Consider the following 13,601-nt stretch of genomic DNA (forward strand, 5'->3'; position numbering starts at 1 on the left):
GTGGGGATGCGGCGGCCGGCGACCACGCCCTGGGCCACCACGCGCTCGCCGTTCGGCGCGTTGGCGTCGGGCACGGTGACCAGGGTCGCGCCCGGCAGGACCAGGTTCGAGACCCCCAGCATCTGGGCCACGGCCTCGGTCGCGGCCGGCGGCGCGGGGACGGCCTGGGCGGCCAGCACCTCGGGCGGGGCGGCCTCCAGCGTGCGCGGGTCGGCGGCGTACAGGATGTCGGCCGAGACGGTCTCGTTGCCGGAATAGCGGCCCTTGAACGCCGCCAGCATCCCCGAAGGGCCGGTCCAGCGGTAGAAGATGTGCTGGCCGAACTGCTTCAGCTTGACCAGGGTCGGCGCCCAGTACGGCGCCACATAGTCGGCGTGGTAGTGGGTGGCGGTGCCCACCGGCTTGAACACGAAGCCCTTCAGCGCGCGCCGCGCCACGGCCTCGGCGTTGGCCCACATGGCCGCCGCCGGCTCGCGCGCCAGGGAGCCATCGCAGGCGAAGCTGAACTGGCAGCCGGTGGCCCGCGCCGCGCCTTCATAGATCACCCCGCAGATCGACTTCGGATAGCCCGGATGGTGCATGCGGTTGATCACCGTCTGGGCCACGGCCATCTGGCCCTCGCCCGGCTCGAAACCCGCCTCGTAATAGACCGCCTGGGTCAGGCACCTCAGCGCCTGGGCCCGCGCGTGGACCGAGCCGGTCAGCACGAAAGGCTTGGCCGGCTCAAGCCCGTCCGGAGACATCGGACGCAGGGCGTTGATGATCCGCGCTTCCTCGAAGTCCGGCTCGCGGTCGCCCAGGCGCGGAATAGCCTTCAGGTCAATGACCTCCCACCCCTCGACCCGACCCCAGTAGTCGGTGTGCGGACGCGGGTCGTGACGCCTGGCCAAGGCCAGCATGGCCGGGTCGTAGTCGGCGACATAGCGGGCCAGGCCCTTGTCGCTGAAGCTGCCGGTCACGCGGAAAAGGCCGGCCTCGCGGCCTTCGCCAGCGGCGATGTAATAGGTCGTGGTCGAGCACGCGCAAAGGCCGCCGACGACCAGAGCGGCCGCGGCGGCCTTGCGGATTGAAAAGGCGTCCAGGGTCCCCACCCCGCCCTCTGGCGGCTACTTGCCGCCGAGCGTGGAGCGAAGCATCCAGGCGTGCTTCTCGTGCGCCTGCAGGCGCTGGGTGAAGAGGTCGGCCGTGGCCTCGTCGCCGGCTTCGTCGGCGACCGGGAAGCTGTCGCGCAGAGTGCGGATCACCGTCTCGTTGTCGGCCAGCAGCTCTTTCAGCATGGCCTCCCAGTCGCCTTCGGGATTGCCGTCCTTGATGCTCGAGAGGTTGCCGAAGGCGGCGTAGCCTTGCGGCGCCAGCTCGCCCAGGGCGCGGATGCGCTCGGCGATGGCGTCCAGCGCCGTCCACTCCTCGGTGTATTGGCCTTCCAGCAGAACGTGCAGGGACTGGAAATTCGGGCCGCGAACGTTCCAGTGATAGCCGTGCGTCTTGAGATACAAGGCGTAGCTGTCGGCCAGCACCTTGTTCAGCGCCGCGGCGATGTCGGAGCGTTGCTTGGCGCTCAATCCGGTGTTCAGAGCATCGGCCATCGTGATCTCCCGTGTTGCTTGTCTTAGGTAAGCGTGCCCATCTTTCGCGCAAGACATCTTTGCCGGGACGAAGATGGAGAACAAAGACGCCCCGTCCCTTGTCTCCGAGGAGCAAGGACGCATTCACGGCCTGATTAGCGCGTGGCTGATCCCACCGGTTCCCCCACCGGCGCCGCTTTGCGCGCTGGCGGCGCTGATTGGCGTGGGAATGGCCGTCCTGATCCGCGTCGCGGTGCTGGGTCTGAGCAGCGGCGTGGGCGCGACCCTGCCGTTCTTCCCGGCCATCATGATGGTCACCCTCTACGCGGGGTGGCGCTGGGGCCTGGTCCCGACCCTGGGCGGCGCGGTGTTCGGCTGGTGGCTTTGGGGCGGCCGCGACGGCGCGCGCCTGTCGCAGGACGAACTGGCCACCGTGGTGATCTATCTGATCTGCGGCGCGATGGTGGTCACCGTCGCCGAGGGTCTGCGCGGCGCCATGCGCGGCCTGACCCGGACCAGAAAAGACCTCGATCAGGCCGAGACCCGCCTGCGCGTGACCCAGACCGCCGCCGGCGTCGGGCCCTGGGAGTTCGATCTGGAGACCGGTGAGCTCTATTTCTCGCCCGCGGCGCGGCGGAACCTGGGCGCGCCGCTGGAAGGTCCGATCCGGCTGGCCGACATGGCCAAGTACGTTCATCCCGACGACCAGGAGATGGCCCGCGAGCGGGTTCGCGCCGCTCTGGCCGGGTCCGAGGAATACGAGGTCGAATACCGCCTGGCCGACACCAGCCAGGGCGAGCGCTGGGTCCATGGCCGGGGCGAGGTGATCCGCGACGAGACCGGCAAGCCGACTCGGATGATCGGCCTGAACTTCGACGTGACCAACCGCCGCCGCGCCGAGGAGCAGGTGCGCGAGAGCGAGGCGCGCTTCCGCAGCCTGGCCGACAGCGCGCCGGCGCTGATGTGGACCACGCGGCCGGGCGGCGTGCGCGAGTTCGTCAACCAGGCCTATGTCGACTTCGCCGGCCTGTCCTACGACGAGGCGCTGACGCTGGACTGGCGCTCGCGCCTGCACCCCGACGACCTGCCGAACATTCTGAAGGCCCAGATCGAGGGCGAGGCCTCGCTCAAGCCGTTCAGCCTGGAGGGCCGCTACCGACGCGCCGACGGCGAATGGCGGTGGCTGAAATCGTTCTCGCAACCGCGCCTGGATTCCAGCGGCGCCTTCTCCGGCTTCTCCGGCATCGCCTTCGACATCACCGACGCCAAGCGCGCCGAGGAGAACCTGACCAACATCAACGAGCTGCTCAGCGAGCGCGCGGCGGCGGCCGTGGCCGAGCGCGACGCGGCCCAGGCCCAGCTGCTGCAGGCCCAGAAGCTGGAGGCCATCGGCCAGCTGACCGGCGGCGTGGCCCACGACTTCAACAACCTGCTCACCGTGGTGATCGGCGCGCTGGACGTCGTCGCGCGGCATCCCGACGACGTCCGCCGGCGCGAGCGGATGATCGGCGCGGCCCTGGCGGCGGCCAAGCGCGGCGAGAAGCTGACCCAGCACCTCCTGGCCTTCGCTCGCCGCCAGCCCCTGAAGCCCGAGGTGCGCCGCGTCGACGGCCTGATCGCCGAGAGCGAGGAGCTGCTCAAGCGCGCCCTGGGCGACGCCTACGGCCTCAAGCTGCGTCTGGGCGGGGGCGTGCGCGCCGCACGCATCGACGCCGGACAGTTCGAGGCGGCGCTGCTGAACCTGGTGGTCAACGCCCGCGACGCCACCCCGCCCGGCGGATCGGTCACGATCGAGTCGGGCGCGGTGACGATCACCAAGCCGCGCGGCGAGCTCGAGCCCGGCGCCTATCTGAAAGTCTCGGTCCGCGACACCGGCTCGGGCATGGACGCGGCCACCATCGCCCGCGCGGTCGAGCCGTTCTTCACCACCAAGCCGCCCGGCGAGGGCACCGGCCTTGGCCTGTCGCAGGTCTATGGCTTCGCCCGCCAGAGCGGCGGCTCGGTCGAGATCGAGAGCGTGGTCGGCCAGGGCTCGACCATCTCGCTGCTGTTGCCGGTGGTCGAGGCCGCCCCGTCGGGCGATCCGGCGCTGAAGGCGGACCCTATCCGCGCCCAGACGCCTTCGCGCGTGCTGCTGGTGGAGGACGACCCGCAGGTGGCGGAACTGGTCGAGGCGATGCTGAGCGACCTGGGTCACACGGTCGTCCGGGCCGGCGGGGTCGAGGACGCCCTCTCGCGGCTCGACGCGGATCCGGCGGTGGACCTGGTGCTCAGCGACGTGATCATGCCCGGCGGCAAGAGCGGCGTGGATCTGGCCGAGCAGCTGGCCGCCTCGCGCCCTGGACTGCCGGTCGTGCTGTGCTCGGGCTATGTCGGCGGCGATCAGAGCCGCGCCCGCGCCGGCGACTGGCCGTTCATCTCCAAGCCTTTCTCGCTGGAGACCCTGGCCCAGGCCTTGGCGCAGGCCCGGGCGAGCTAGGCGCTTGACTCATTCATAACCCTGGAGTTATGGAAAAATCATAACTTAGACGTTATGAGTTCGATGTCCCCCGCGCCCGACGACCTCTTCCGCGCCCTCGCCGATCCAACCCGCCGCGCGCTGTTCGAACGGCTGCGCCAGGACGGCGAACAGACGGTCGGCGCGCTGACGGCGCGGGCCGGCGTCAGCCAGCCGGCGGTGTCCAAGCACCTGGCGGCGCTGAAGGCGGTCGGCCTGGTCGACGACCGGCGCGAGGGCCGCGAGACCCACTACAGCGCCCGCCCCCGGGCGCTGGCGCCGCTGGTCGACTGGACAGGCCGCATGGGCGACTGAGGCGGCGCGATCAACTTCCGAAGAGGCGAGGCGTTCGACGAGGCCGCGTTCAAGGCCCTGGTGCGGGGTGCGGTCGCGGTGAATTTGGCGGGGAAACAATAAACCCGACTTTCCCGGCGAATGCCGGGGAGGTCGGTGTTCAGAAACGCCCCAAGTAAGTAAACCTTCACTGAACTGACATGGAAGCGGCCTAAGAGCGCGGACGTGTTCGAGCGCGGGGTCGCGGCGCGAGACGAATCGCGCGCGCCCCGCTAGCTCCTCGCGTCTCCCAAACGACGGCCACAAGGCCGCGAAGAAGGTCTCTCTCATGCGTCAACAATCCTCCCTCAAGCTGGCCTGCCTCTTGGGCGTGTCCCTGCTGGGCGTCGCCTCGGCGGCCCAGGCCCGTCAGGCGGCCGAGCCCAACACGGCGCTCGAAGAAGTCGTCGTCACCGCCGAGCGCCGCTCGGAAAACCTGCAGCGCGTGCCGCTGTCGGTGGCCGCCGTCGGCGGCGACCAGCTGCGCGCCGTCCAGGCCGGCGGCGAGGACATCCTGGCCCTGTCGGGCCGCGTCCCCAGCCTGTACGCCGAAACCACCACGGGCCGGATCTTCCCGCGCTTCTACATCCGCGGCCTGGGCAATATCGACTTCTACCTGGGCGCCTCGCAGCCCGTGACGATCATCCAGGACGACGTCGTCCTCGAGCACGTGACCCTGAAGTCGAACCCGATGTTCGACATCAAGCAGGTCGAAGTGCTGCGCGGTCCGCAAGGCTCGCTGTTCGGCCGCAACACCACCGCCGGCATCATCAAGTTCGACACCGCCAAGCCGACCCAGGACCTGCAAGGCCGCTTCTCGGCCTCGTACGGCAGCTACGGCACGACCACCTTCGACGGCGGCATCGGCGGTCCGATCGTCCAGGACAAGCTGGCCTTCCGCGTCTCGGCCCTCTACCAGCACCGCGACGACTGGGTGGACAACACCTTCTCGGGCGTCAGCGCCGACGGCACGGTCACGCCCAAGAAGAACGCCATGGGCGGCTATGACGAGAAGGACGTGCGCCTGCAGATCCTGGCCACGCCGAACGACAAGCTGACCGTGCTGGCCTCGGCCCACGCCCGCGACTACGACGGCACCTCGACCCTGTTCCTGCGCAACGCCCTGACCAAGGGCTCGAACAAGCCGAACGCCCCGCGCGACAGCGTCGCCTACGACGAGGCCGACAACAATCAGCAGGCCTACCAGATGGAAGGCGCCAGCCTGAACATCGCCTACGACTTCGGCCCGGTGACCCTGACCTCGATCAGCGCCTACGAGGCCGCCAAGGGCAAGAGCCGCGGCGACACCGACGGCGGCGCGGCGGCCAACTTCCCGGTCAATGGCGTCCCGAACGGCTTTGGCCAGTCGATGGGCCAGCTGAAGGACCTGGACCAGGTCAGCCAGGAAATCCGCCTGGCCAGCAACAGCGACGGCCGCCTGAAGTGGCAGGTCGGCGGCATGGTGTTCAGCTCCGAGGACCTGACCAACTTCTATCAGCGCGCCTACTTCACCAAGGCCAACCCGAACAACTGGGTGGCCCTGCGTAACGAGAACACCTCGTGGGCGGTGTTCGGTCAGGCCAGCTACAAGGTCACCGACAAGCTGACGGTCACCGCCGGCGCCCGCGAGACCAAGGACGTCAAGAAGACCAACCTCTTGAAGACCGCCGACACCGCCGCTGGCGTCGTCACCTATGCCGGTCGCCGCTACGTGCGCCTGGCCGACACCCAGCCCAGCTGGGACCTGTCGGCCCTGTACGAAGCCACCGACGACTTCAGCGTCTACGCCCGCGTGGCCAAGGGCTTCCGCGGCCCGACCATCCAGGGCCGCTCGGCGGTGTTCAACGCCGACTTCACGACCGCGAACTCGGAAACGATCCTGTCGTGGGAAGCCGGCTTCAAGAGCCGCCTGCTGGACAACACCCTGCGCCTGAACGCCTCGGCCTTCACCTACGAGGTCAGCGACATCCAGCTGAACGGCAACGACAGCAACGGCAACGGCGTGCTGTTCAACGCCGACAAGGCGAAAGCTTACGGCCTGGAAGCCGACGCCGAATGGCGCCCGATCCCGAACCTGCTGCTGACCGCCGGCGCCAGCTGGCTGCATAGCGAGATCAAGGACAAGCGCGTCTACGCCCAGGTCTGCGCCCTGAACGGCGTGGTGGTCTGCACGGTGGAAAACCCGACGATCAAGGTCGGCGCCAACACCTTCGCCCAGATCGACGGCCAGCCGCTGCCGAACGCGCCGAAGTACAACCTGAACTTCACCGCTCGCTATGACGTCCCGCTGGCCGACGACCGCCGCGTGTTCATCGCCACGGACTGGAACGTCCAAGGCTACACCAACTTCGTGCTCTACAAGACCGAAGAGTTCTACTCGAAGGGCAACTTCGAGGGCGGCGTGAAGCTGGGCTACGAGAACCTCGACAAGGGCTACGAGGTCGCCCTGTTCGGCCGCAACATCACCAACGAGAAGAACCTCAAGGGCGTGATCGAGAACTACATGGCCGCCGTCTACAACGAGCCGCGCGTCTGGGGCGTCTCGCTCAGCGCCAAGCTGAAGTAACCCTTCCTCCCCCTGCCCCGTCGTTTCGGCGGGGCGCTCTTTCAGGCCTCAGCGTGAAAGCGCTGGGGCCTTTCTTTTGGGCGTCATCCCGCAAGCTCAATTTCCGTGTTGAGCCCCCCTCAAGCCGCGTCGGATTGCGCCGGGGGATGGATGCGGCCGCCTTGGGCGAGCAGGGTGTCGATGGCCTCGGCCGGGATCGGCGGGCTGAACAGGAATCCCTGGGCCTGCGAACAGCCGATCGTCTTGAGGATCTCGCGCTGGGCCGAGGTCTCGACGCCCTTGGCCATCACCGACAGGCTCAGCGCCTTGGCGAGGCGGACGATGGCCGCGACCACCGCCTCTGCGTCGGCGTCCTGGCCCAATGGCGTGACGAAGCTGCGGTCGATCTTGATCCGGTCGATCGGATAGCGACGGATGTAGGACAGGCTGGAGCAACCGACGCCGAAGTCGTCCAGCACCAGCGAAAAGCCCATGTGCCGCAAGCGGTCGACCGTGTCGTGCGCGCCCTCGCCATCGCCCAGCAGCGCGCCCTCGGTGATCTCCAGGGCCAGCTGCCGCGGATTGGCGCCGGTCTCCTTCAGCAGCCCGGCCAGTTCGTCGATGAAGCCGGCGCGCCTCATCTGCCGGGCCGAGATGTTGATCCCGACCTGCAGACCTCGCCAGCGGACGCTGTCCGCCAGCGCGCGCCGCAGGACGTAGCGGCCCATCTCCTCGCTGAGGCCGCAGTCCTCGGCCATCGGAATGAAGGCGTCGGGCGGGATGTCGCCGCGCGTGGGGTGCGACCAGCGCGCCAGGGCCTCGACCCCGACGACGCGGTCGGCGGCGTCGACCTGCGGCTGGTAGGCCAGGCGGACCTCGCCATTGCGCACGGCCGCCCGCAGATCCTCTTCCAGGCTCCGCCGCGCCTTCAGGGCCGCGTCCATGGCGTCCTCGAAGAAGCAGTAGCGCCCCCGGCCTTCGCTCTTGGCGCGATACAGGGCGACATCGGCTCGCCGCGCGGCTTCGGCGGCGCCGATATGGGCCTCGGTCGGCTCGACCAGCACGACCCCGACCGAGCCGCTGACGAAGTGAACGCCAAACGACATCTCCATCGGACCGCAAAGGGTCTGCAGCAGTCGCTCGGCAATGATCGCCGCGCCGTTGGCGTCGAGGTCGGTCGCCACCACGCCGAACTCGTCGCCGCCCAGGCGCGCCACCGTCTCGCCGCCGCGGCAGACGGCGGCCAGGCGCTCGCCGACCTTGCGGATCAGCTCGTCCCCGGCGGCGTGGCCGTGGGTGTCGTTGACGGCCTTGAAGCGGTCGAGGTCGATCGCCAGCACCGCCATGGCCTGGCGCTTTCGCTCCAACCCGTCGATCGCCTGGCGCAGGCGCTCCTCGAACAACAGGCGGTTGGGCAGGCCGGTCAGGCCGTCATGAAGAGCCAGGTGTTTGGCGCGCGCCTCGCTGGTGATCAGCCCCTCGGCGATCAGCTGACCTCGGCGAGCCAGCAGGATGGTCGCCAGGCTCAGGGCCAGCACCACCACCATCACCGGCCCGATCGTCTTGCGAAGCAGGCGCTGGCCCGGATGCGGCGGACTCCAGTCCAGCGTGGCGACGACGTTGCCCGCCGCGTCCAGCAACGGCAGGTGGGTGTGGGACGGCTCGGTGGCGACGGCGTGATGAAGATGGATTCCCGACAGCAGGAAACGATCGGCGAAGGCGTTGATGAATGATCCGTCCATCGCCATCGCCGTGATGACGATGGGCGCGGGTCGCGTGACGACGCGGCTCGACTCGGATCGAACAAGACTGGCGGTGATCAGGTAGATTTGGTCTTCGATTTGGGCGAACGCGCTAACCTGGATAGGTTTTGGGGCAATGACACGGCTCCGCCCGCCGTCGGCCGCGGACTTGAACGCTTGCTCTTCGTGGCGAAGCTTGGCCACTAGCGGCGCCAGCGAAGCGACACGCCGTTCGGCCTCGGCTTGAACCAGTAGCTCGTCGTTCACCTGAGCCAGGCGCAACCGATCAAGGCGGTCCAGCATGAACACCTGCTCGAAGCCGTCTTGCTGGATCAGGTAGTCCGCGATGTTTTTCTTGGCCCAGACGCCGTCGAACCTGTCGTTGAGGTGACTCATGGCCTCGTCCCAGACCACCTGGGGCGCTACGGCGCGTTCGATGTCTTGGATCGTGGCGGTCAGACCGCGCTCGACCAGATCGTGGTCGCGCCGCTGCGCCTCGCGATCGATCTGCTCCGCCAGAAGCACCATCACCGACAGAAGCAGCCCCACCATGCCGATGGCGATCAGCGCCAGGGGCGCGGACAGCTTCTTTTGCAGGCGCGTCATCGCGCGGGTTCCTCCTCGTCGGTTGCGAGATCACCGTTCGCGGGAAATGGCTAAGCTGTGGCTAAGGATGGCCGGCGCCGAGACGCGGCCAAACGTCGCTCCCCAACCGTTCACTTTGGGCCGGAAAGGTTCTAGAGAGACCGACCCGTCCCTTCAAAGCTGCGCGAAACCTCCCTTGCGACTTCCCCAGGCCCGTCTCGACCAGGTTCTCGATCGTTTCCGCGAAGTGGAGGCCCGCATGGGCGCGGCCACCGACGGCGCCGAGATCGTCAAGCTCTCCAAGGAGCACGCCGAGCTGAAGCCCGTCGCCGAGGCCGTCGAGCGCCTGGCCAAGCTGACCGCCGAGCGCGCCGAGCTGGACGTCATGGCCGCCGATCCGGAGATGGCCGACATGGTCCGCGACGAGATAGCGGACCTGGACGAGAAGCTGCCCGCCCTCGAACGCGAGCTCGCCCTGATGCTGGCGCCGAAGGACAAGGACGAGAACGCCTCGGCCATCCTGGAAGTGCGCGCCGGCACCGGCGGCGACGAGGCGGCCCTGTTCGCCGGCGACCTCTTCCGCATGTACCAGCGCTACGCCCAGCTGCACGGCTGGCGCGTCGAGATCGACAGCATCTCGGAAGGCGAAATGGGCGGCTACAAGGAAATCGTCGCCTCGATCACCGGCGAGGGCGTGTTCGGCCGGCTGAAGTTCGAAAGCGGCGTCCACCGCGTGCAGCGGGTGCCGGCCACGGAAGCCCAGGGCCGCATCCACACCTCGGCCGCCACCGTCGCGGTGCTGCCCGAGGCCGAGGACGTCGAGATCGAGATCAAGGAAAGCGACCTGCGGATCGACACCTATCGCTCGTCGGGCGCGGGCGGTCAGCACGTCAACAAGACCGACTCGGCCGTGCGCATCACCCACTTGCCGACCGGCGTGGTGGTGACCAGCTCGGAAAAGTCGCAGCACCAGAACCGCGCCCGGGCCATGAAGAACCTGAAGGCGCGCCTCTACGACATGCAGCGCGAGGCGCTGGACAGCGCCCGCTCGGAAGCCCGCAAGAGCCAGGTCGGCAGCGGCGATCGTTCCGAGCGCATCCGGACCTACAACTTCCCGCAAGGGCGGGTGACCGACCACCGGATCAACCTGACCCTCTACAACCTCTCGCGGATCATGGAGGGCGACGCCCTCGACGACGTGATCAACCCGCTGATCGCCGAGGACCAGGCCGAGCGCCTGGCCAGCCTCGAAGAGAGCTTTAGCTAGGCCATGGCTTGGACCCGCACCTACGACGAGGCCGAGCCCCAGCGGGTCAACAAGTGGCTGGCCCAGAGCGGCGTCTGCTCGCGCCGCGAGGCCGAGCAGCTGATCTCCGACGGTCTGGTGTCGATCGACGGCGAGGTGGTGGAAGACGTCGGCCGCAAGATCCAGCCCGGTCAGACTCTGGTGCTGGCCGATCGCGCCACCGCCAAGCTGGACGCCACCCCGACCTACCTGATCCACAAGCCGCGCGGCGTGGTCTCGTCCCAGCCGGACCCCGGCCAGGTGCCAGCCGCGCGCCTGCTGACCCGCGCCAACCTTTGGGGCGACGCGGCGGGCGTGGCGATCCCGCAGTCGGGCGACCTGATCCCGCCGGTTGGCCGGCTGGACAAGGACTCCCGCGGCCTGCTGCTGCTGTCGCAGGACGGCGTGGTGGCCAAGGCCGTGATCGGCCCTCAGTCGGATCTGGAAAAGGAATACCGCGTCGCCGTCATGGGCGAGCTGACCGAGGAGAAGCTGGAGCTTCTGCGCTTCGGCCTCGAGCTGGACGGCCGCGAACTGAGGCCGGCGGAGGTCGAGGTGATCTCCGACCAGCGCCTGAGTTTCGTGTTGCGCGAAGGCCGCAATCGCCAGATCCGCCGGATGTGCGACCTGGTGGATCTGAAGGTCGTGGACCTGTTCCGCGTGCGCATCGGTCCGCTGGACCTGGGCGACATGCCCGAAGGCCGCTGGCGGCCGCTGACGACGGCCGAGCGCGCGGCCCTGATCAGCGCCGCCTAGATCAGCGGACCTCGGTCGAGACCTTGATGATCCTGACCGGAGCGTCGCCGGGCTCCAGCACCAGTTGCAGGTCGTAGCTGTGGGCGCGCAGGTTTCTCGGGGCGACGAAGGTGATGGTCTCCTCCCCGCGGCTCGACGGCGTCCATGCGCCGAGGACCGTGTCGCCCAGCCGCACCGTCACCGGCCGCTGACGCGGCGGCGAGGCCAGGGTCAGCGAAAGCAGGACCTCGCCGTCGAACGACGAGGTGGGCGGGTTCAGGTGAGCCTCGCCCCCGGTCGACCATGACCCCTCCCCCCGCACCGGCGCCGTCCAGCCGCTGCCGAGCACGCTGGTGGGGGTCGTGCGATCATAGAGCGTCAGCACGCGCCGCCCCTCCACGCGGATCGCCGTGACGTCGTCGTACGCGCGGCCGGCCCGCCGGCTCAGCTGCGTGAGCGTCAGCAGCGAGACCAGCCCCACCAGAATTCCGAGGGCGACCGCCCCCAAGCCGCGCGCCGTCAAACCGTGATCCCCAAGGCCAGAGTCCAAGCCGCCATCATGAAGCCGTTCAGCATCGCCAGCGACGCGATGGTGATCATGGCCGCCCTGGGCCGCTCGCTCAGCAGATGGCCGGCGAGGATCCACAGCGGCGCCGCCACCAGGGCATAGCGCGAGAACGAGGTCACGCCGGTCGCCAGCGGGACCAGGACCAGGGCCGCCGACAGCAGCAGCCATCCCCAGCGCCGCAGGAACGCCAAACCGATCAACAGACCCAGCGCCAGGCAGGCGATCGCGAAGCTCAGCAGTTCGGTGTCGGGTATGGTCGACGGATGGGCCAGCCCCTGCATCAGCGCGGCGAAGGGCTGCTCCAGGCCGCGCCCCCACGTCTTCTGGATGTGCAGGAACGCCAGGGCGTCGCCTGTCCGCGACTTCAGGTGCAGCAGAAAGGCCGCCAGCGCGGCCATGGGCGCCAGACCGCCAAGGAGAATCCGGAGGCCCTCGGCTCGTCCCAGCGGGACCTGGTCCCGCGCGCGCCAGCGCTCCAGCACGGCCCAGCCGTAGGGCAGCAGCAGAGCCAGGCCCAGATTGCGGGTCAGCGCCGCCAGCGCGGCCGCGAGGCCCGCCGCCAGCCACCGTCGGTCTCGGATCAGCAGCAGGGCGCCGGCGAGGGACGCCAAGAACAGCGCCTCGGTATAGGCGGCGGAAAAGATGTAGCTGGCCGGCGCGACGCACAGCAGCACGACGGTGACGTCGGCGGTCTTCGCGTCGAACGCCTGGCGCGCGAGGCGATGGAGCAGGACCAGGGCGATCAGGAAGCTGAGGTTCGAGACCACCAGCATCGCCTCGAACGGCGTCAGGCTCGTCAGGCGCGCGAGGCCGGCCGCCAGGCCCGGCATGGCCGGAAAGAAGGCCCAGTTTGCCTGGCCGTTGGCGGCGGGGACCAACTGGTAGCCGTTGGTCGCGAGGTCCAGGTACCAGCCGCTGTCCGACGCCCCCCAGATGTTCAGGGCCTGATGGGCGCTTTGGCTGAGGGGATTGCCGGCGTTGGTGAGCGGCCGGATGTTGACCAGGGTGAGCAGCCCGACCGCCAGCAGCATCAACCGGCTGGCCAGGAAGCTCCAGATCACGACGGCGTGGCGATCGTGAAAGGCCCGCCAGGCGTCGAGCGAGAACCAGGTTTCGCGGCGGGGCGCCAAAGAGGCTCGGCTTTTCGCCGCGGTGTTCGCCAAGCTCGCCTCCGCCGACAGATAGGACAGAGGCTAGATCGACGGAAGCCCGAACCTCGTCAACCGGCGGCCGAAGCGCCGGGAGCGTAGCGGGGGAGGTTTAGCCGATCTGGTCGATGATCTCGGCGCGGAGATCCGCGCGGGTCATGCCGGGCCAGGCCCATTCGGTTTGCGCCGGACGAACCGGCTGCGGCGCGGCGCGGCGCGGGGTTTGAGTGCGAGCTTCGCGCCGAACGGCGGCCTCGCGATGGGTAACGATATTCATGACATTCCAAAACAGGGCCGGCGAAATGGCGGGCCCAAAACAGTAGAGTTTAGGGAAATCGCTCCAGGCGGTCGGTGACGGCGCGGAGCGTACGAAGCGTGGCCTTGCGTCAAAGGACGCGTAAGCGGCGAACGCTTATGGATAACAGATGGCGCGCCGCCCGTCCCGTTCAAGGGCCGCGACGTAAGCGCGCGGCATTGGGAGGCCATTTGACCAGCGCCCCCGTGCGGAAAGCAGACCCTGCGATCGTCTGTTCGGGGTGGGGAGCGGACCCAATCCTCCCCCCAGCGGGGGAGGTGTCGGCGAAGCCGACGGAGGGGG

Annotated in this window: 11 protein-coding genes; 5 read left to right on the forward strand and 6 right to left on the reverse strand. The window is 68.8% G+C overall.

What is annotated here, in order from left to right; all coding sequences use genetic code 11:
• Both AX690_RS01715 and AX690_RS01720 read right to left on the reverse strand, forming a co-directional pair.
• Window positions 1-1,091, reverse strand: a 1,091-nt coding sequence (locus tag AX690_RS01715; RefSeq protein ID WP_066730216.1) for a cell wall hydrolase, incomplete at its 3' end; no start/stop codon positions are given.
• A 15-nt stretch (window positions 1,092-1,106) separates the two neighbouring features.
• Window positions 1,107-1,586 carry a Dps family protein gene (locus AX690_RS01720; RefSeq protein WP_197426746.1) on the reverse strand — a complete coding sequence of 160 codons (480 nt, stop codon included), beginning with the start codon at window positions 1,584-1,586 and terminating at the stop codon, window positions 1,107-1,109.
• A gap of 73 nt (window positions 1,587-1,659) precedes the next feature.
• Between AX690_RS01720 and AX690_RS01725 the strand changes: the two genes are divergently transcribed.
• The 3 genes from AX690_RS01725 to AX690_RS01735 all read left to right on the forward strand — a co-directional run bounded on the left by AX690_RS01725 (window position 1,660) and on the right by AX690_RS01735 (window position 6,961).
• The gene (locus AX690_RS01725; protein WP_066680411.1) at window positions 1,660-4,044 is read left to right on the forward strand and encodes a PAS domain-containing sensor histidine kinase; all 2,385 of its coding nucleotides are present in this window, start codon (window positions 1,660-1,662) and stop codon (window positions 4,042-4,044) included.
• A gap of 63 nt (window positions 4,045-4,107) precedes the next feature.
• A complete protein-coding gene (locus AX690_RS01730) occupies window positions 4,108-4,377 on the forward strand; it encodes a metalloregulator ArsR/SmtB family transcription factor (RefSeq protein ID WP_066680406.1) in 270 nt (89 codons plus the stop codon).
• Between the two features lie 307 nt (window positions 4,378-4,684).
• Window positions 4,685-6,961: a TonB-dependent receptor gene (locus tag AX690_RS01735; RefSeq protein WP_066680401.1), complete on the forward strand. Its 2,277-nt coding sequence runs from the start codon at window positions 4,685-4,687 to the stop codon at window positions 6,959-6,961.
• A gap of 119 nt (window positions 6,962-7,080) precedes the next feature.
• Here AX690_RS01735 and AX690_RS01740 read toward each other — a convergent pair whose 3' ends face one another.
• Window positions 7,081-9,288, reverse strand: a complete 2,208-nt coding sequence (locus AX690_RS01740; RefSeq protein WP_066680399.1) for a bifunctional diguanylate cyclase/phosphodiesterase — start codon at window positions 9,286-9,288, stop codon at window positions 7,081-7,083.
• A gap of 175 nt (window positions 9,289-9,463) precedes the next feature.
• Between AX690_RS01740 and prfA the strand changes: the two genes are divergently transcribed.
• Window positions 9,464-10,534, forward strand: coding sequence for a peptide chain release factor 1 (gene prfA, locus AX690_RS01745; RefSeq protein WP_066680396.1), 1,071 nt, complete (start codon window positions 9,464-9,466; stop codon window positions 10,532-10,534).
• A 3-nt stretch (window positions 10,535-10,537) separates the two neighbouring features.
• Window positions 10,538-11,308, forward strand: coding sequence for a pseudouridine synthase (locus tag AX690_RS01750; RefSeq protein ID WP_066680394.1), 771 nt, complete (start codon window positions 10,538-10,540; stop codon window positions 11,306-11,308).
• Between the two features lies 1 nt (window position 11,309).
• Here AX690_RS01750 and AX690_RS22615 read toward each other — a convergent pair whose 3' ends face one another.
• The 3 genes from AX690_RS22615 to AX690_RS21940 form a co-directional block, all read right to left on the reverse strand.
• Window positions 11,310-11,810 carry a hypothetical protein gene (locus tag AX690_RS22615; protein WP_066680392.1) on the reverse strand — a complete coding sequence of 167 codons (501 nt, stop codon included), beginning with the start codon at window positions 11,808-11,810 and terminating at the stop codon, window positions 11,310-11,312.
• Window positions 11,807-12,985, reverse strand: coding sequence for a mannosyltransferase family protein (locus tag AX690_RS01760; protein WP_066680390.1), 1,179 nt, complete (start codon window positions 12,983-12,985; stop codon window positions 11,807-11,809). The genes AX690_RS22615 and AX690_RS01760 overlap by 4 nt, the downstream gene beginning before the upstream one ends.
• A gap of 130 nt (window positions 12,986-13,115) precedes the next feature.
• Window positions 13,116-13,280, reverse strand: coding sequence for a hypothetical protein (locus tag AX690_RS21940; protein ID WP_082769441.1), 165 nt, complete (start codon window positions 13,278-13,280; stop codon window positions 13,116-13,118).
• Window positions 13,281-13,601: the final 321 nt, after the last annotated feature.

This window comes from Caulobacter sp. CCH9-E1, assembly GCF_001556515.1.
Taxonomy (GTDB): Bacteria; Pseudomonadota; Alphaproteobacteria; order Caulobacterales; family Caulobacteraceae; genus Caulobacter.

Bases quoted from the DNA above. Each gene is read 5' to 3' on its own strand.
- AX690_RS01720 (WP_197426746.1), bottom strand. From the start codon at position 1,586: ATGGCCGATGCTCTGAACACCGGATTGAGCGCCAAGCAACGCTCCGAC.
- AX690_RS21940 (WP_082769441.1), bottom strand. From the start codon at position 13,280: ATGAATATCGTTACCCATCGCGAGGCCGCCGTTCGGCGCGAAGCTCGC.
- AX690_RS01735 (WP_066680401.1), top strand. From the start codon at position 4,685: ATGCGTCAACAATCCTCCCTCAAGCTGGCCTGCCTCTTGGGCGTGTCC.
- AX690_RS01740 (WP_066680399.1), bottom strand. From the start codon at position 9,288: ATGACGCGCCTGCAAAAGAAGCTGTCCGCGCCCCTGGCGCTGATCGCC.
- AX690_RS01750 (WP_066680394.1), top strand. From the start codon at position 10,538: ATGGCTTGGACCCGCACCTACGACGAGGCCGAGCCCCAGCGGGTCAAC.
- AX690_RS01725 (WP_066680411.1), top strand. From the start codon at position 1,660: ATGGAGAACAAAGACGCCCCGTCCCTTGTCTCCGAGGAGCAAGGACGC.
- AX690_RS01730 (WP_066680406.1), top strand. From the start codon at position 4,108: ATGTCCCCCGCGCCCGACGACCTCTTCCGCGCCCTCGCCGATCCAACC.